This is a genomic window from Bacteriovorax sp. BSW11_IV (genome assembly GCF_000447755.1).
Lineage (GTDB): Bacteria > Bdellovibrionota > Bacteriovoracia > Bacteriovoracales > Bacteriovoracaceae > BSW11-IV.
Genome location: NZ_AUNE01000010.1, coordinates 168,414 through 186,698, shown reverse-complemented (window position 1 = coordinate 186,698; position 18,285 = coordinate 168,414). Strand labels below are relative to the sequence as shown.

The window sequence follows — 18,285 nt, the reverse complement described above, 5'->3', positions numbered from 1 at the left end:
TTTGAAAACTGTATCAGGATTTTCAAAGTTAACTAAGCTTGAGAAGATTAATTTCCTTGTTGAGAATTATCTTCAATCTTCTTCTAAAAATTCAGAAACGATCAAAAGCTTTTGGCATGATGATGCTGAAGCACAAAGAATTTTTGATGACTTTTCTGAAAATACCATCACAAATTTTTACGCCCCTTATGGTGTTGTACCGAACTTCCTTTTAAATGATAAGATTTACTGTGTTCCTATGGTTATTGAGGAAAGTTCTGTTGTCGCAGCTTGTGCAAAGTCTGCTAAGTTTTGGCAAGATCGTGGTGGTTTTAAGGCCAAAATTATTGATACTGAAAAAGTTGGCCAAGTTCATTTCATCTGGAAAGGTGAGAGTGAAAAATTATTTTCTTTCTTCAATGAAACTGCAAAACCAAAAATTCTTGAATACGTTAAACCTCTTGTTCAAAATATGGAAAAAAGAGGTGGCGGTTTAAAAGATATCGAACTTCGTGATCACACAGATAAAGAAGATGGTTATTACCAAGTGTGGGCCACTTTTGAAACTTGTGATGCCATGGGAGCGAATTTTATCAACTCTGTTCTTGAGTCCATTGGAAAATCACTGAGAGATCAAGTTTTTGAAAGTGAACTTTTTGTTGGTACAGAAAAAGAACTTTTAGTTGTAATGGCCATTCTATCTAATTACACACCAAATTGTCGTGTCCAAGCATGGGTTGAATGTCCTGTTAAAGAACTAGAAGATTCAGGGTTAGAAATGAGTGCCGAGCTTTTTGTTGAGAAATTTCAAAGAGCAGTTCGTATTGCCCATATCGATGTAAACCGCGCAACAACACACAATAAAGGTATCTTCAATGGAATTGATGCTGTTATTCTTGCTACGGGTAATGATTTCAGAGCGATTGAGGCCTGCGGTCATACATATGCCGCAAAAGATGGACAGTACAAGTCTCTTACTCACTGTGAAGTAAAAGATGGCATGTTCAAATTTTGGATTGATATTCCTCTTGCTCTTGGAACAGTTGGCGGACTCACGGCCCTACATCCAATGGCAAAAATTTCACTCGATATGCTAGGAAGACCTGGAGCTAAAGAGCTAATGATGATTGTTGCGGCCTCAGGTCTTGCGCAAAACTTTGGAGCACTTCGCTCTCTTGTGACTTCTGGTATTCAAAAAGGTCATATGAAAATGCACCTTATCAATATTTTAAATCAACTTGAGGCAACCGAAGAAGAACGAGAAGTTGTCAAAAGAGAGTTTGAAAATCAGGTTGTGTCTTTTCAAGGTGTAAGAGCGACTTTAGCGAAATTAAGAAATTTACAGTAAAAGGATAGACATGCTTACTGAAAACGAAATCCTATCTCGTCATATAGGGAACAATCCTGGGCTTCTTAGCACGGGCAGAGACCAATACTTTTTTGGTCATGGAAAGCTTCTTCTTTCTGGTGAGTATTTCGTCCTTGATGGTGCTGATGCTTTGGCCCTTCCTACTAAACTAGGGCAATCATTAAGTGTGCGCTATTCAAGTTCATTTGAGCCTAAACTTAATTGGAAGTCATATGATTGCCATGGCAAATTGTGGTTTGAGGCCAATTTTGAATTTTGGCGTTTTAATATTTTAGATGAAAATCCATCTGATGATATGGTCGAATTGCAAAAGCTATTGCGTCAGGCGAGATCTCAAAATTCACATTTTCTAAGAGACGATGTTGATGTTTACGTTGAAACTGTTTTAGACTTTCCAAGAGATTGGGGGCTAGGATCAAGTTCAACTCTTATCTACAATCTTGCACAATGGGCCTACGTTTCTCCATTTGAATTATTATTTAAAACTCAAGGCGGGTCTGGTTATGACATCGCGTGTGCCCAGTCAGAAGGCCCTATTCTTTATAAAAAGAATTCAACAGGTCCTCAGTGGTCTCAAACGTTATTTAATCCAAGCTTTAAAGAACAATTATTTTTTGTTCACTTAGGAAAGAAGCAGAACTCAAGAAAGGCGATTGAATATTATAATAAAATGCGTCCTTACGCTCCTGAAGTTATTTCAACTCTTTCAAGTATCACTACAGATCTTGTAAAATGTGAGACTCTTTCTGAATTTGAATTTTTGATTCGTGCACACGAGCTTTTTGTTTCAAAGACTCTAGATTTAGTACCAGCAAAGACTGAATATTTTTCAGATTATTGGGGCGAGGTTAAATCTCTTGGCGCATGGGGTGGTGACTTTGTTCTTGTTACATCTCATAAAGACCAGTCTGAAACCATGAAGTACTTCGAAGACAAAGGATTCAATGTTGTTATTCCTTATCGCGAATTAATCATGTCGGGTTCTCAAGTTGATAATAGTGGAGTTGAACTTGGAAAAACATTACATTAATAAAAATCTACTTCTCAAAGAAGAAGTAGAGACTGGGCGATTCGCATGGCGTTCGCCTTCTAATATTGCTCTTGTAAAATATTGGGGAAAGTTTGCAACACAGCTTCCTTGTAATCCCTCTGTGTCTCTAACATTAAGTGAGAGCACAACAGTTATGGATCTTTCTTATTCATTCAAAGATTTTAAATCTAAAGATATTTCTTTAAGTTATTTTTTTGAGAATAAAGAGGCTCCAAAGTTTAAAGAGAAAATAGAAAAATTTCTAACAAGTATTCTCGATATTTTTCCTTTTTTGGCCCAACTCGATCTTGAGTTTAATTCATCAAATACTTTTCCACATTCGACAGGGATCGCATCAAGTGCTTCTAGTATGAGTGCCCTTGCACTGTGCTTGTGTTCTTTAGAGCGTGAGCTATTTGGAAATTTACAAGATGAGGCCGAATTTCTACAAAAAGCTTCATATATCGCAAGACTTGGCTCTGGAAGTGCATGCCGCTCAGTTTACCCTTATGCGGCCACATGGGGAGAGTATTCCAATGAAAATAGCTCCTTATATTTTGCAAGTCCACTGACTAAGATTCATGATATTTTTAAGACATATGAAGATTCAATTTTGATTGTTTCTTCTGAGGAAAAGGCCGTTTCTTCAAGAGTGGGTCACTCATTGATGAAAGATCATCCTTTTGCGAGTGTTCGTTTTGATCATGCAAAAGAAAATATTGAAAAGATCCTATGGGCCCTTGAAAATGGTGATTTAAAGGTTTTTGGTGAAATTCTTGAGCAAGAAGCGCTGGAGCTTCATGGTCTGATGATGAACTCAACACCTTCATTTATTTTAATGAGACCCAACACACTTGTTATAATCGAGAAGATTAGAGAGTTCAGAGCTCAAACCGAGCTTCCTGTATATTTCACGCTTGATGCTGGTCCAAATATCCATCTTCTTTACCCTGCCAATATTAAAGAAGAGGTAAGAACATTTATCAAAGATGAGCTTGTATCGTTTTTAGAAAATGGCCAAGTTATTTATGATAGAGTCGGTTTAGGGGCCCTTGATTTATAAGCATGAATAGAAAAACTTTTAACTCTAAAATTTTGTTGTTTGGAGAGTATGCCGTTGTTCGACACGGAAATGCTCTGTGTATACCATATCCGCTTTTTGATGGTTCTCTTCGCTTTCCCAATGACAAGGGGAGAGTCGATCAAGAATTAAAGGCCCTTTCTACATATTTGGCCCGCCTTAAAAAAAATGGAGAGCTACTTTGTGATCTAGATGTTTCAAGCTTTGAGTTCGATGTTGGTCAAGGACTTTATTTTGACTCTACAATTCCTCAAGGCTATGGAGTCGGAAGTTCTGGTGCCGTCGTAGCTGCCGTATATGATCGATACAAAATTTCTGACGAGAATGAGAGCATTCCTAGATTAAAGAGTATTTTCTCTCAAATTGAATCTCATTTTCATGGATCAAGCTCTGGTATTGATCCACTTATTAGTTATATTAATCGTCCTATTATTATTGATAGTGAAGGCAATATTGGCGCAGCTGATATTCCTGAAAGCAAAGTAGGCAAGGGTGCCATCTTTCTTCTTAATACAGGAAGGGATCGTAAAACCGAACCACTAGTAAATTTGTTCTTAGAAAAATGTAAAACTGAGGCCTTCTCTAAGTTGTGTGATCATGTTTTACTACCAATAAATGACAGTTGCGTGAGTGCTTTTTTAGAGGGAGATTATCTTTCTCTTTATGAATTTTTCCGTGAACTATCTGACTTTCAATTTCGTCATTTCACACCAATGATTCCAAAACTATTTAGTGAAATTTGGTCCGATGGTCTTAAGTATGAAAATTATTATCTTAAACTTTGTGGCGCTGGTGGAGGAGGATTTCTTTTGGGAATGACTCAAGATTTTGATGAGGCCGTACAAGCGCTAAGTGGACACGAGATACGACCTCTCTTTAGATTTTAAGCAAATTGTCTGTTCATTTCTTCACGCTTTAATTTTGAGCCAATTTCTCTGGCAGCAGTGAATTGGCCTTTTTCAGATTTCCAATCTTCAATTGATAAAAGCGCTTTAGTGATTGTTGTAATTCTTTCGTCTTGAACTTTCTCAAGGTCAACATCAAATACTTTAAATGCAAGTTTACTCTGCATACGAGCAAGTGGGGAAAGAGACTCTATATGAGATAATTTCTCTGTTAGCTCTTCTTGTTCAAAGTATAGACCTGTTAAGACACCACTGTGAACGAGAGAGTCTGTGTGAACGATGCTGTTTGTATAAAGCCAGTTCTTTAAATTTTGCATCCCAAAGAGATTTGAAAAACTTTGGTAAACAGCACTACTAGGCATAAGGCCACGTTCTAAGAAATTGAATTTCATTTTCATACCAGATCTTGAAAATCTTAGATCGGCACCGCAAGCAAGCTCAATACCTTCTGCGCTTACATTTTGTTTTAAATCACAAATAACGATTTGTGGAAGATAAGAAAAACTTTTTGAAATTTTTGTAATTCTTTTTTGAAAAGCTAAGAGTTCGTCAGTTGTTGAACTCTTCCACTCAGATAGATCAATTCCTGTACAAAATTGTGAAGATGTTGAAGTGAGAAGAACTGAGCTAATTTCAACTTTTGAGCTTAACCAATTCATGATTGATTCAAGTTCAAATAACATTTCCTTATTAATTGTCTGGTTATTTTCTGGACGATTTAAAGAGATAGTAAGACTCTTAGTGCTTTTGCACAGTGAAGTCTTTAATGTATTGAAATTAAAGAGTTCCATTCAACCTTCCTTGGTCATTTTAATTTATAGGACATCATTCATTGATATCCTAAATCTATTCTTTCAAAGGTTTGATTGCTCTGTCAAAAAAAAAATAATTCCGTATTTATTAGTCGGATATTGGTGCTATTTTTCAAGCTTTCTTCGAATAATATCGTTTAGCATGAGCTTGTGATTATTGAAATAGATACTGCGATCAGTATGCAGTGCCAGTTCATTAATTATGTCATACATCTTTGTATTTTTCTTCGGTCTGTGGCGCGAGCTTAATGGCATAACATCGATATAAATTTCACTTTGTGGGTCAAATTTCATCATGGCCTTTTTAATTGTTTTCTTAAGTTCTTTCATATTTTCTGGCCATGTATGGCTCATAATACGATCAACAGTTTCTTCATCCAATTTAGGTGGAGTAATTTCTCTGCGATCAGCTTCTCTTTTGATAAGATCATGAACAATATCCATAAGCTCATCTTTGCGATTTCTAAGTGGCCTTAAATGTAAGTGGGCCTTACTAATATAGAAATATAGTTTTTTCAAAAAGTGGCCGCTTTCAACGAGGCTTTGTAAGTCTTTTGATGAAACTGTGATAACTCTTTTTTTAGATCTCGATATAAGTTCAAAAAGTATTTTTTGATCTTTTATACTTAATTTTCCAGGCTCTTCTAAGAGTAGAGCACCTTCTGTCGCAAGATGTGCTTCTTCTAAGTTTTGAGCGATATGCTTACTGGCCTCATGTGTATTATTACAATTTAAGTGAAATATTTCTTGAAGTGCAGTCGATCCTTGATTGTGAATTCCTCTTGCTAGTTCAATTTTCCCAACTCCATCTTCGCCAACAATTAAAATATTGTCGGCCTTGGTTTTGAGTGAGTTAATAATTTTTCTGATCTCGATGGACTCGAGACTTTGACCAATATAGAGTGGCTCAATTTTTTTCTCTATGGGATTTAGCTCTTCAATTTGGGTTATTCTTGAATGAGGAACAAAATCATCAAAATGATGTGAAATTAAACTTGCAACTAGTTTTATAAATCGTTCGTCTTTGATGGTGAATTTTTTACCACCATTTTTATTAACAAATTCGATAACACCAATTGTTTTATGTTGGCGATTGTAAAGAGGATGGGCAAGGGCCGTTTTCATATCATGAATGTTGTACGGGTGCTTTTCAAGCCTTCTTAGGTCAAGATTTACAACAGAGCCAGAAGTAAAAACGTTACCGATGAGGCCATGCCTAAAATCAGTATCTTTCACTTTTTCATTATTGCTTGAAAAGGTATTTTCTAATACGTGGGCATCAAGATTGATTTTGTAGACTCTTGCGTATTCACAATCTAGAATTTCTGTTGCTGTTGTTAAACTTTCAATGACAGGATCTTTTGAGCTTGTGATGTATAGGGAGCTCATCAAGCTGTAGAGTTCAATTCCTTCATTAGTTGAAATCTTTTTTTCTGAAACTGCAGATTCTAAGAGATATTCTTTCAATCGAGATGATGAAAATCTATTAATGAAATCCTTTAAGAAATAGGCCAATTCGGAATCTTCTTCCACTGAATCGAGTAGAACTCCATAAACGATATTTCGCGAATTTGGTGATTCGTAGAATGAGCGAACAATTTTTCCTTTAACTTCAAAGTCCCAGTTGTTGAAGAATCTTTTTGTATAAATCATGATAGAAATTTCTTCACCATCACGTAAAATTTTATTAGTTGAGAAATTGAGTCCAGTTAGGTTTATATTTACAATATCACCAGCAAAGATGGTTTTGTTGACACCATCACGATCTTTTATAATTTTCAAAAATACCTTGTCATTTTTGTGAATAGGCATTCTGAAAGATTTGTAAAATTGATAATTTAATAAACTTTTATCCATTATGAACTCCTGCCAATACTTATCGACTTTTTGAAGGATTAATTAATAAAGTTTCACCCAAAAAATGACGATATTTTCTAATGAAATTAGGCTTAATAATATGAGGAATTGGCCGTGAATAATATTAATAAATTGAGATCACATCGCTCCTTTAGAGTCCCTGTAACTGAAGAGGATAAGATAAAGTTTTCTCTATTTATGGGTAAAGATTTAGACTCTGAACAATACAAAAGTATTGAACTTGTGAATCTGTCATTAACCGGTCTAGGTTTCTATACAAGAAAGAAAATTACAGTGGGTCAAAGTGTTTATGCCAACCTGGCCTTTAAGGGTTCAAGTTTTCATATCCCAGGTAGGATCACTCGCTTGAGTGAAATTGTGAACGATTATGGAGAATGTGAAAAGTATTTTTGCGGACTAGAATTTGATGTAGATGATCATAGAATGTCTCGTGCTTTCATACAAAAATTTGTTTCAAGTTTTTCGAGTCGTCGTCTTAAAGATCATTTAATTGATCTTCTCCATGATCAAGGAATTGCCAGTAAACAAAGTTCTAAAGATAAGATTTCTCTTTTAAAAAATTTGTATCAAGATATGAGAAAATTTGATGAACTACATGGATTTCTGAAAATCATTTTCAAAGAAACATCACGACTCATTAAAGCATCTCGTTTTCACTTTTATTTAGTAGATCGCAATAGAGACAATCTTAATCTCTTTGACTTTGAAAAAGAGGCCCCATCAGAAAATCAGTTCTCTTTGAAGGGGACATTGATGGAGAAGGTTCTTAATCAGAGACGAATTATAAATACGAAACTTGGTCGCCTAGATAGTGATCCTTTATACAATGAGCTTCTTTCACTTTTCGATATCAAAACAACCACACTTATTCTTGTTCCTGTGTATGATGAACAAGGGACTATTTGTGCTGTTATGGAATTTGCAAATAAAAAGGGTGATGACTTTTTTACTTATGAAGATTTGCTTTTGTGTGAAATCCTTTCTTTTACAATTACATCAATTTGGAAAGATTTCCATCGCGAGCCTTTGGAAGATAGTGAATTAGAGTATCTAAATACAAGTGAGTTTGAACTCATCGGTGTAAGCGAAGAAACACTAAATTTGAAACGATTTGTAAATTCAGTTAAAGACACAAACCATAATGTTCTTATTCTTGGAGAGTACGGAATTGGTAAAAAGCTTATGGCCCAAATTATTCATCATCATAGTGATAGAAAACAAATGGGGGTTGGGGTTGTCAATTCCCATGATATTTTAAATGCTAATGATTTGAGCTTCATATTGAATGGTGATGAGAATCATGTTGGAAAACTTGAGTTATACTCTGGTGGCACAATTATCATTAAAGACGTTTGTTCTCTACAAATGGAGTCTCAGCTAAAATTACTTGAAATAATGAATTCTCGAAAGGATATTCGTTTTATAACGACGAGTCCAAGCAATGTAGAATTGATGGTAAGCGAAAATCGCTTCTCAATAGCTTTGTTTGAATTGATTTCTGAACGCTCTGTTCGTGTGCCTGCATTACGAGAAAGAAAAGAAGACATTGTTCCCTTAATGAGATTTTTCTTAGAAAAAGTATGTTATGCCAATGGTCTCTATGTAAAACGAGTCGGACCAAAAATTGTAGAATTTTTTAAAGATTACGATTGGCCAGGAAATGTCCAAGAGTTAAAAACCGCAATAGATCGACTGGTTCTCTATCATGGCTCTCTTCATTATATTGAAGACATTTCTCCCGATGTTGCGCCAGTTATTGATGTCGATTTAGGTCAATATCGTATCTATCAAAATATTTTACGATCCGTCAGTACGAGTAAGCTCGAAGGACTGTCATTAGAAGATCTTGAAAGTTTATATTTAGTCACTCTTATTCAAAAGTTCTTTGAAAAAGGGGAGAGTATTTCTAATCTTAGTGAAGTTTTTAAAATGAGTGAAGAGCGTTTGAGACAAACTCTTTTCCATGGTCAAAGACTTTATAAAGAGTATTTTGATATAGATTTAAAAGAGATTGAAAAACTCGCCTCTTAAATTTTTCTTGTGGCCCATAGAATTATTACGTAAACTTAAATAATGAATTTGAAATCATTATCTCTGAGTTTTTTGCTCGTCTTTTTGTCTGTATCTTCATATGCAAATAAGCATTACCTTGTTTTCATTCATGGAATCGCTTCAGATGAGGGAACGTTTGCAAGTGGTCAAGTGGCCTTACCAAATTATTTAAATAGCATACAAAATGAAGTTCAATATGTTTCGACCTCATTTGGTTATCCAACAGGTAAAGATCAGTATGACACATTTGATTTCGCAAAAATGCTCGAAGATTTTATGGCAAAATTGCCACTTGAAAAAAATGATAAATTTTCATTTATTTGTCATTCTCAAGGCGGCCTCGTTGCTATGAATTGGCTTAGGTTCAATTATTCAAATGATGGACTAGGGATTTTTAAATCCAAAGAAATTATCGAAAATCAAATGGATAAAATGGCGACTTTCGGCACACCATATTTTGGAACACAAATTGTTCGTGTTCCACTTTATTTAAAGAAGTTGAAAGATTTTATTTTCGGAAAAAAAGAACTTCGCGATATGATGTTTGGCTCACAAATGCTAACGAATCTAAGAGATACATTTTTTTATGATGAAAATTTTAAAAAATTTATCTCACATATCAAACTTTTGAATGTTTCAGGAAATTTTCAACTCGCGAAAACTTCTAGCTTGTCTTTTATGCTAGAAGACGATCTTGCAGTTCCTGTTCCTTCTGCGAGTCTGAATTTTGATCATTATATTGACCGCTCATTACCTGATCCTTTTTCTCCAAATAAAAAATTGAAACATTTTGAACATCACAGTGTAAGAACTTTCACGCTCGCGAGGCCTCATATCTCTTTGACAAAAAGAGGCCTGGTTAAAGTGCCAAAAGAATGTATTACAGATTTTTCGTGTGACCATGAAGGGTTTCAAGTCATGTCCCATTTTTTCTCAGATAATATGGACGGGCTTAATATCGACTTTTACGAACCTGAAAGTTTTTATGTTCATTTAAGACTGCATATTCCAAAAACTTCTAGGTACACAATTTTGAAAGATAAGGACGATTACGATATTACATTGAGCCCAGTTCTTGGTGATAATCGTCTAATCGCTGGAGACCCCTTCTTTTTTAACGTAGAAACCAAAGCGCCCCAAAATGATGATAAAGGTCATGTCGATATCATCTTGGCCGGTAAGCTTAAACACGAGCAGCAAAGAAACGTGATCTTAAGTGTCCGAGTTAGAGGCGCTTATTTAAAGCGTGAAATTCCCATCACAGTAAAGCGCGGCCGTCCTGTTGTAGTTGACCTTAATCTATATGGGCTAAGTGACTATTATCCTCGTTTTTGATAAAAAATATTTAACTTAAGGTAATTTTAAATTTAATCTTTTGAGTATTGTAGTTTATTATAAAAATATGAATAATAAAGTATTACTAGTTGATGATGATTTATTTTTACGCGACGCCCTTCATGAGTTTCTTCTCAATGAAGGCGTGGAAGTTGTTTGTGCAGAAGATGGTGAAGAGGCCATTGGACTGATTGACGAAACCATTGGCTGCCTTGTTACAGATATGGCCATGCCCAATTTAGACGGTGTTTCTTTGGTTCAAAAAGTTCGTGCCAGTTACCCAGATATTAGGATTGTGGCCATCTCTGGTGGTAGGATCTATCCGGCCGATCTTTATTTACAACTGGCAAAGAAGGCCGGGGCCGATGAAGTTTTCACTAAGCCTTTTGATCTTGAAGACTTTTTAAAAAGTATCGTTAAAGCGCAAAACTTCTCAGTTTAATCCAAAGATTTTATATATTTAACTAAAGGACCCCATGGGTCCTTTTTAAGTTATTGTTATTACATAATCAATGTGCTTTTTTGCTTCGTGAGTTCAGTGACAGTCTCTATAACTTTTTCACTTTCATGGCCCAGTTTTGTAAAAATGATATGTTGCATAGTGTCAAATTAAAAAAAGGAGACAACTATGAACTGTGGCCACAATAGGGCCTTGTCCTTAATCCTCCTCGGAACACTTTCATTTAGTTCTTTGGCCGACTCTTTAACTTCTAGAGTTGAAAATCTTTATGATCATGCTTTAACTAAAGAGCTTAAAGATGAAATCAAAGACCTAAGCAAGAGAAACCAACTTGCAACTGGAAGACCTGCTTTTTGCCCTTTGAATAATACAGCAACATATCAAAAAACAGTTGAGAGCTTAAAATCAATTGTCGCAGTTTTTCAAGACGATTGCTTTGATGGAAATAAGGCCCTTATTGATGAACTCCTAACAAGCTCAAAAACGCTAGAAGAAGAATTGAATAAAATGGCGAAAGAAACAGGTAAGGATCCTGTGAGCTCATCTTCTACAACTGAAGAAGAGAGTCAAATCGAAGTAAATGGAATTCCTTTTTCGCAGTTTATGAATGGTATCAATGTTCTTTTTAGTGATAATAAATGTACAAATCTTTCTAAAACACCTTTGTTAGAAAGATCGGCCGACATCATTCAGACGTTTTCACAATTTGGACTTTATTCTGCTTCTGGGGTGATTGTCGCTTATGGTGGTCTAGCGGTTTCTTCAATTCTAAGATTTATAAGTAATATTTTTGATAAGAGATTTGAGTTTGAAAACGAATCTGACATTGAAACTTTTATCAAGCTTAATTGTGCTTACTATGATGTTAGAAATCAGGTTAAGTCCTTAGAGATTTTTGATATCGATACCGGAGTTCATCATGAGGACTTAAAGATTGCGTCGGATTTATCAAATCAGATCAAAACAAAATTAAAGACTCTTGAAGAAGATAAGAAAAAGGTTCTAGAAATAATTTCTAAAGAACAAACGAATTCTATCAATTCAGTTGATAAAGACTTAGAAAAACTTATCTCTCCTATTTACGAAAAGATCAAGTCTCCAATCGGTGATCAGCCAGGTAAGTCTGCTGTTTATCAGCAGGCCGAAATTATCGGTGAGCTTTCATATTCTGTAGATATTTTAGTATCTAAACTGAACCCTTATATTACGGCCTCTAGTGGACCTGAAAGGTTTTTAAATATTCTTTTCAAGAAACAACTGGAAAAGCTTTATGCGCCAGAAGAGTTGATGGAGTTTTCAGTCAAGGATTTCAATGACCTCTTCTTAAAAGATCTTGCTAGTTCATTTAAACGTGTTCTCGATACAATTGCGAAGAAAAAAGAAAACGTAAAAGAAAAATTTGATGAAAACAATGAACTTTTTGTTTTCTCTCAAATTATTTCTTATAAAGACATTCGCGATTATGTTGATGGAAAGGATTTTAAAAAGAAAGAGGAAGAATTAAAAGGTGCTCAAAAAGTTGTTGATGATATTGCCGCTCGATTAAAGGCGATTATTGCTAAGAAAGAATATACTTCAGATGATAGTAAAGATGGTGGTATTAGAGAAATTATTAAATCTCTTGATACTGTTAGAAACTTTGTCTACGGAAAGTATGGTAAGCAGTTCATTGAAAAGATGAGAGATTTATCTCGCTCGCAAAATAAAAATTTCAATGAGTATTATAAGAATATAGAGGAAAATTATCTTTCAAATGGAACTATTGCGGATAAAGATTCTCTATATGAAGATAAAATTTTAAATGCCTGTGTTGATGCTAATACTGGGCGTGAGATTTGGGTTTATTCACAAAAATTATCAGAACTTGGATATGACTTCTTATCGACAAACAGTGATATTTTTGGTGATCCCGACAATTCAGATAGAAAGAAAATCAAGGCCCATAATGATTCTGCCATTCTTGCGAGACGAATAATGAGTGCAAGAGAAAGTGGTAGTCCTGTTAAATTTTATGGCAAGACTATGACTATAGATGAGGCCGAAAAATATCTTGAAGAAGAATATGGGGCCGTTGGGATTCGCAAAGATTATTTGGGCCCTGTGATGATGAATGTCGTTTCTAATAGACAGAAAGCACTTAAGCTTCAAGAATTAATTAAAACATACAATTGCGAATCACTTTCACCATTTCCACGATAAAAAAAAGGTACCGTAAGGTACCTTTTTTGTTTTTTTAATGTTGGTCTTCCATCCAGCGCTCAGCTCTAATGGCCGCCATACATCCACTACCGGCAGCTGAAATCGCCTGGCGATAGTAAGAGTCTTGAACGTCACCACAAGCAAAAACACCTGGAACGTTTGTATCTGGAGTTCCCGCTTTTGTTTTAATAAAGCCGTGAGAATCTAGCTCAATTTGTCCACCTAAGAAATCAGTATTTGGTTTGTGACCAATACCCATGAATAGACCATCTGTTGGTCTAACAGTTTCTTCACCTGTTTCATAGTTTTTAACTCTGATGGCCGTTACACCTGTCTGGTCGTGAATAATTTCTTCAACGCCGCTGTTCCATACAAAATCGATCTTTGGATTATCAAAAGCACGTTGTTGCATTGGCTTACTTGCACGAAGAGTATCACGTCTGTGAATGATATAAACTTTTGAAGCAAATTTTGTAAGAAATGTTGCTTCTTCCATGGCCGTGTCTCCACCACCAACTACGTGAACAACTTTGTTTCTGTAGAAGAACCCATCACAAGTTGCACAGGCCGAAACACCTCTACCAATAAGTTCTTTTTCATTTGGAATACCTAGGTATTTTGCAGAAGCACCTGTTGAAATAATAAGTGTTTCAGCAAGAAATTCTTTTCCATTTTCACACACAACATGAAAAGGACGCTTAGAAAGGTCAACTTTTGTAACGTGTGTTGAAAGATACTCTGTACCAAAGCGTGCCGTTTGTTTTTTCATATTGGCCATAAGCTCTGGGCCCATAATTCCTTCTGGGAATCCTGGGAAATTATCTACTTCAGTAGTTGTTGTAAGCTGACCGCCTGGCTCGTGACCTTCGATCACTAGGGGCTCAAGGTTTGCTCTACTTGTATAAAGGGCCGCTGTATAACCAGCAGGACCAGAGCCAATGATAATGACTTTTCTTTTTTCCATTTTCAATTCCTTCTGCGTACTAAGTTCTATTCTTCCGTTTGAAGTTGCTTTTTAATTTCTTCTGGTCTGTCGTCTTCGTCAGGATTTAATTCGTAGTAAGCTTTTACTGATACAAGATCGTTCGGATTTGGAGCTTCTCTTGTTGTTTTGAAAGCTTCACCCGTCATTGTGCACTCATATCTGTAAATCTGTTTTTTAAATTTTCTTTTTGCCACGAAGGTACCTCTCTAATTGATTACAAGCTCTATTTATAAGGGATTTAAGTCGTTATTTCAATATGTTTATGACGTGATGCGATATGTTAAGAATAGCGAGGTCAGATATGCCCATTGGGAGCAAAAGACTTTAAAATTTTATAGACCGTGTTATCATACTAGATAAGTTAACTTGTTTAAAATTGCCAAGGATGGCGATGAGAATTCTACTATTTTTGTTTTTAATTCAATCTAGCTTTGCGTTGGACTCCCTTCTTCCCATTGGTGCGAAGGTCATATCGGCCAGCTCTAGCGGAAATACCCTTGTTATAGACAAAGGTGAGGTGCGCGGTTTGCGTGTGGGGGATATGGCCCATATTAGCTTAACCCTTGGCTCACTTGAGGTTCCCCGTATTCGCATTCTTGGTCTTGCAGAGCTTATTAGACTCGACGAAGAAAAATCATACTGGATTTTTCGCGATAAAAAATCAAATTACAAATTGGTTAGTGGCTCTCAGATATCACTTCAGCGCCCCAAAGACCTACTTATGGGCCGTGAAAAGTTAAGTGTTCGCTCCAAAAGAGTTATTAATGATCCAAATTTAGATGGCTCAGAGATTGCGACCATTGAAAAAGAGGGCGTTCCCTCTGATGTTATGGAGCATGGAGAAGATTACTTCGAAGAAATGGCCACTTTGCGTGAAAATGATGTCACAGATAAAGATCTGACATCATTGACAGATGTGGATATGAAAAAAAGTGGAAAGGTTGCTGTTTCTGGTAATGTCGTTGAGAGGCTTCATGTGCCTCAACAGCAAAGTCTAGGTGAAGGTCAAGGCGTTCGAGAAGGTGTCAATCAAATCCGCGCCGAAAGTATGGTTCAATCAAGGGCCAAAAAAACGAATGACCTTCAAAAAGGGATTAATCAACTTTATTACGAACAAATGAGTTCAGATCCAAAAGATCCACACTCTGTTTCTGATAGTTTTATAAACGTCTTTGAAGAGTACAAAAGATCTCAAAAAGATAAGGCAAGAGTCAATCCTGCGTATGCAGCGAAGCTTAAAAAAGAAGGCGCTCTGTGGAGTGCTGGACTTAATGACAATCAACTTCGCGATTATCTTATCAAGACCGGAGTTGCAAAAGAGCGCTTAAAGCAAGACTTTGCTCTTGGCCACAAACTCTCTCATGAGCTTGATGTCAGTATTGGTACGGCCCTTGTTAATCAAAGTACAACAGAAGATCAAAATCATCAAAACCCTGGTTACTCACTTTCTCTAAGTTATGAGTACCATCTGGCCCGCACCTCTTTATCTCTTTCTGCTTGGTCGTTTGAGCTTGGACTTGAACGAGGTATTGCCAATATTGATCTCGGTGGTGTCAATGGTCGTTTTGTTTATGGAAATTTCTTCGGCGGTGCTAATTGGTATCCGTTTGCGCCACCTACATCTTTGAATAAATTGATCTTCTACATTGGTGGAGGGATGAAGCGTGGTAATGCTAGCGTGACTTCTGTTGAGTTATCGAGCGAATACTCGTATCAACAATTAACTCTTCCTTCTTTGTGGGCCGGTTTAAAGTATCGCTTTGATTCTCCAAATGACTACGATGTCGACTCGCCTGTAGGAGTTGGAATAAATGTTCGCCTTATAAGTGAAACTACACAGTGGTCAATTGTTGAAAATCCGCAGGATGATATAGAATCAACTCGATCTGTAAATGATATTAAATTAAATATTGCAATGAGTGTTTATTTTTAGGAGCAAGAATGTTTGCAAAATTTCTTTCTTTATTACTAATTTTTTCATCACTGAGTGCTTATTCTCTAGAGATTGATGAAAAACTAACTCTTCGTATTTTGAGTTTATCCGACTCGAAAAAGACGGCCCTCATTAATAGAGGTTTAGAAGATGGTCTAGTTGTTGGGGATCATGCGAAGTTTTTTCTTACAACGGGTGTGATTGCTCGTGGTGTCGTTGTAAAGGCCTCTCCTAGTCGTTCTATTTGGTCTTTGTATCGAATTGTTGATCTCGAAGAAATTGAAAAAAATAAAGTGATGAACCTTAAAATTGCTTCACCTGTTAAGATCACAGAAGATCCATCTAAGAGCCTTGTTCAAGTGAACTCTGGTAAAGGTACTGATCGTATTGCTGTTGCCACGGGAGATACAGAGGATTCAGAAATGTCTTCTATGTCTGAGGAAGACACAAGTGAATTAAATGCACTTTCTGAAAATGATTCTTTAAAAGAAGAGGCCCCTACTGCTACAGCACCTTCAACAACATCAAAATCATTTGAAGTTTGGGCCCTCGCAAATCTAACAAGTATGTCAGGAACTTTTGATGATGGAACAACTTCTACATCAACTTCACAAAGCTCTTTAGACTTTTCTATTGGGGCCGAAAAGTTTTTTCCTACCTCTAAATCTTTTTTCAAAAATGTTTCTCTTTTCGCTTTTATTACTAAGAGAAGTTCAACAAGTGGTGCCGATATCCAATCGACAATGGATTGGACTGAGTTTGGTGGTGGTGTGAATTATTACTTCTACAATACGCCTTTTCAGCGCAATCGCTTTGCTTTCTTTGGTACGCTTAGTGCCGGGATCGGTTCTGCTGAGTATACAACGGAAGTAGCAGAAGGGTCATCTGTTCCAAGTTCTTTAGGAAACTCTCTTTCGGGATCAAGCAGCTTACTGTCTATTGGAGTAGGTTCTCGCTATATGTTCTCTGGCAATCTTTCTATGCTTGGTGTATTTGATTACTTTTCTTCTTCTACATCATTTGACTCAGACAATGGCGATACAAGTGTTCTTAGCGTCTCAGGCCCACGCTTACGTGTTGGTCTAGCATATCGTTTCTAATTTAAGAGACATCTCTAAAATCAAATAATTCATGGGCCTTGGAGGAGAGAAGAAATTCTCTCATCTGGGCCATGTCCTGCCCTTGCCAGTTTAACCATTCATGAATATTTTCTTTTTCTATAAAGATTGGGCATCTGTCATGACCTGCGTTTAAGACTTCTTTTGGTGGTTCATCTGTTATTATGGCGAAAGAGTAAATTGTTGTGTTCTCTTTTTCATAATACCAACTGTCCCATAAAGCACAGGCCCACAGATGTTCGCTTTTTGAGAAAAATTCGATCTGTTGGCTTTTGTGATCGCGCTCCACAAATTCATAAAATGATTTCACTGGAACAATAGCATGTTTCGTTGTGGCTATTTTTTGCCAAGCGGCCCTTTTTTCAAGAGCATCGAGTCTTGCATTATAGGTTGGGAGAATTTTTTTTCTCTTCGTTTTTGGATTTATAGAACTGTAGTTTAAATCTTGCGAAAAGCTTGGGGTTAAACGATAGCGCATTGGTGTGATGACGAGTTCATCTTTGGCCCCTAGAATAATAGGGGAGTAAGTGCCAGGATAAACTCTGTCACTTGCATCCGGGAGTTTAAACAGTTTTGGCCATTTCTGGGTTAAATTTTGCAGTTCGCTAAAACGGCCCTTGTCTATTACTGCATTGAATTCTTTGGCCAAGCCTTTGATATTACGGTCAATATGGACGCTAAAACACATAAAAATTTCCTACTTACGCAAAACTTACGCATGTGGTATGCTCATATATATGAGAACAATTCACTTACCTAAGTCTACCACAATTCCCCTTTTAAAGGTCCAGTGCGGCCTCTTTGGCATTCAAGATGATTTCTTTGAAGACTACCTCTCTTTAGATGAAAGACTTGTTAAAAATAAGCATTCGACTTTCTTTTTTAGGGCCAGTGGTAATTCGATGAGTCCCACTATTTTTGATGGAGATATTCTTGTGGTCGATCGCTCACTCAAGGCCATTAATAATCATATTTGTATTTTCAATTTGGAAGGGGAGATGATTTGTAAAAGACTTAAAAGAAATGGCAATGGCGTTATTTTAGTTTCCGACAACGATGAACACAAAAGTATTATCATTACAGATCAGATGGATTTTACTTTATTTGGTGTCGTCGTTGCTGTGGCCAGAGACTTAAGAGGAGAGTAGC

16 protein-coding genes are annotated in these 18,285 nt (G+C 36.4%); 11 read left to right on the top strand and 5 right to left on the bottom strand.

Annotated features, from left to right (window positions below; all coding sequences use genetic code 11):
- The first annotated feature begins 1 nt into the window (after position 1).
- Genes M899_RS03865 through M899_RS03850 form a run of 4 tightly spaced genes read left to right on the top strand, consistent with a single transcriptional unit; the run spans position 2 to position 4,346 of the window.
- Positions 2-1,327 (top strand): hydroxymethylglutaryl-CoA reductase, degradative, encoded by a 1,326-nt coding sequence (locus tag M899_RS03865; protein ID WP_021270155.1) that lies wholly within the window; start codon positions 2-4, stop codon positions 1,325-1,327.
- Positions 1,328-1,337: 10 nt separating this feature from the next.
- Positions 1,338-2,378: a GYDIA family GHMP kinase gene (locus M899_RS03860; RefSeq protein ID WP_021270062.1), complete on the top strand. Its 1,041-nt coding sequence runs from the start codon at positions 1,338-1,340 to the stop codon at positions 2,376-2,378.
- Positions 2,359-3,441, top strand: a complete 1,083-nt coding sequence (locus M899_RS03855; protein WP_021270051.1) for a diphosphomevalonate/mevalonate 3,5-bisphosphate decarboxylase family protein — start codon at positions 2,359-2,361, stop codon at positions 3,439-3,441. Before M899_RS03860 ends, M899_RS03855 begins: the two co-directional genes overlap by 20 nt.
- Positions 3,442-3,443: 2 nt before the next feature.
- Positions 3,444-4,346, top strand: coding sequence for a mevalonate kinase family protein (locus M899_RS03850; protein WP_021270108.1), 903 nt, complete (start codon positions 3,444-3,446; stop codon positions 4,344-4,346).
- Here M899_RS03850 and M899_RS03845 read toward each other — a convergent pair.
- Together M899_RS03845 and M899_RS03840 are read right to left on the bottom strand one after the other, a co-directional pair.
- Complete coding sequence (locus M899_RS03845; protein WP_021270021.1) at positions 4,343-5,155, bottom strand: enoyl-CoA hydratase/isomerase family protein; 813 nt, start codon at positions 5,153-5,155, stop codon at positions 4,343-4,345. The genes M899_RS03850 and M899_RS03845 overlap by 4 nt on opposite strands.
- A gap of 126 nt (positions 5,156-5,281) precedes the next feature.
- The gene (locus M899_RS03840; protein WP_021269986.1) at positions 5,282-7,033 is read right to left on the bottom strand and encodes a sigma 54-interacting transcriptional regulator; all 1,752 of its coding nucleotides are present in this window, start codon (positions 7,031-7,033) and stop codon (positions 5,282-5,284) included.
- Positions 7,034-7,147: 114 nt separating this feature from the next.
- Between M899_RS03840 and M899_RS03835 the strand changes: the two genes are divergently transcribed.
- From M899_RS03835 to M899_RS03820, 4 genes are all read left to right on the top strand, one after another.
- Positions 7,148-9,085, top strand: coding sequence for a sigma-54-dependent Fis family transcriptional regulator (locus M899_RS03835; protein WP_021269972.1), 1,938 nt, complete (start codon positions 7,148-7,150; stop codon positions 9,083-9,085).
- A 42-nt stretch (positions 9,086-9,127) separates the two neighbouring features.
- The gene (locus tag M899_RS03830) at positions 9,128-10,441 is read left to right on the top strand and encodes an esterase/lipase family protein (protein WP_021270088.1); all 1,314 of its coding nucleotides are present in this window, start codon (positions 9,128-9,130) and stop codon (positions 10,439-10,441) included.
- 67 nt (positions 10,442-10,508) lie between these two features.
- On the top strand, positions 10,509-10,883 hold the full coding sequence (locus M899_RS03825; protein WP_021270134.1) for a response regulator: 375 nt from the start codon (positions 10,509-10,511) through the stop codon (positions 10,881-10,883).
- Positions 10,884-11,069: 186 nt separating this feature from the next.
- Positions 11,070-13,100 carry a hypothetical protein gene (locus M899_RS03820; protein WP_021270159.1) on the top strand — a complete coding sequence of 677 codons (2,031 nt, stop codon included), beginning with the start codon at positions 11,070-11,072 and terminating at the stop codon, positions 13,098-13,100.
- Between the two features lie 34 nt (positions 13,101-13,134).
- Here M899_RS03820 and trxB read toward each other — a convergent pair whose 3' ends face one another.
- Together trxB and M899_RS18320 are read right to left on the bottom strand one after the other, a co-directional pair.
- Entirely contained in the window at positions 13,135-14,064 is a 930-nt protein-coding gene (gene trxB / locus M899_RS03815; protein ID WP_021270045.1) for a thioredoxin-disulfide reductase, read from the bottom strand.
- A gap of 26 nt (positions 14,065-14,090) precedes the next feature.
- Positions 14,091-14,279, bottom strand: a complete 189-nt coding sequence (locus M899_RS18320) for a hypothetical protein (protein ID WP_155897074.1) — start codon at positions 14,277-14,279, stop codon at positions 14,091-14,093.
- A gap of 197 nt (positions 14,280-14,476) precedes the next feature.
- Here M899_RS18320 and M899_RS03810 point away from each other — a divergent pair, with 197 nt between their 5' ends.
- The gene (locus M899_RS03810; protein ID WP_021270002.1) at positions 14,477-16,018 is read left to right on the top strand and encodes a hypothetical protein; all 1,542 of its coding nucleotides are present in this window, start codon (positions 14,477-14,479) and stop codon (positions 16,016-16,018) included.
- 8 nt (positions 16,019-16,026) lie between these two features.
- Complete coding sequence (locus M899_RS03805; RefSeq protein ID WP_021269943.1) at positions 16,027-17,118, top strand: hypothetical protein; 1,092 nt, start codon at positions 16,027-16,029, stop codon at positions 17,116-17,118.
- A 1-nt stretch (position 17,119) separates the two neighbouring features.
- Here the strand turns inward: M899_RS03805 and M899_RS03800 are convergent, their stop codons facing one another.
- Positions 17,120-17,824 carry an SOS response-associated peptidase family protein gene (locus M899_RS03800; protein WP_021269966.1) on the bottom strand — a complete coding sequence of 235 codons (705 nt, stop codon included), beginning with the start codon at positions 17,822-17,824 and terminating at the stop codon, positions 17,120-17,122.
- A gap of 49 nt (positions 17,825-17,873) precedes the next feature.
- On the opposite strand from M899_RS03800, the gene M899_RS03795 reads away from it, so the two are divergent.
- Positions 17,874-18,284 carry a LexA family protein gene (locus M899_RS03795; RefSeq protein ID WP_021269984.1) on the top strand — a complete coding sequence of 137 codons (411 nt, stop codon included), beginning with the start codon at positions 17,874-17,876 and terminating at the stop codon, positions 18,282-18,284.
- Position 18,285: the final 1 nt, after the last annotated feature.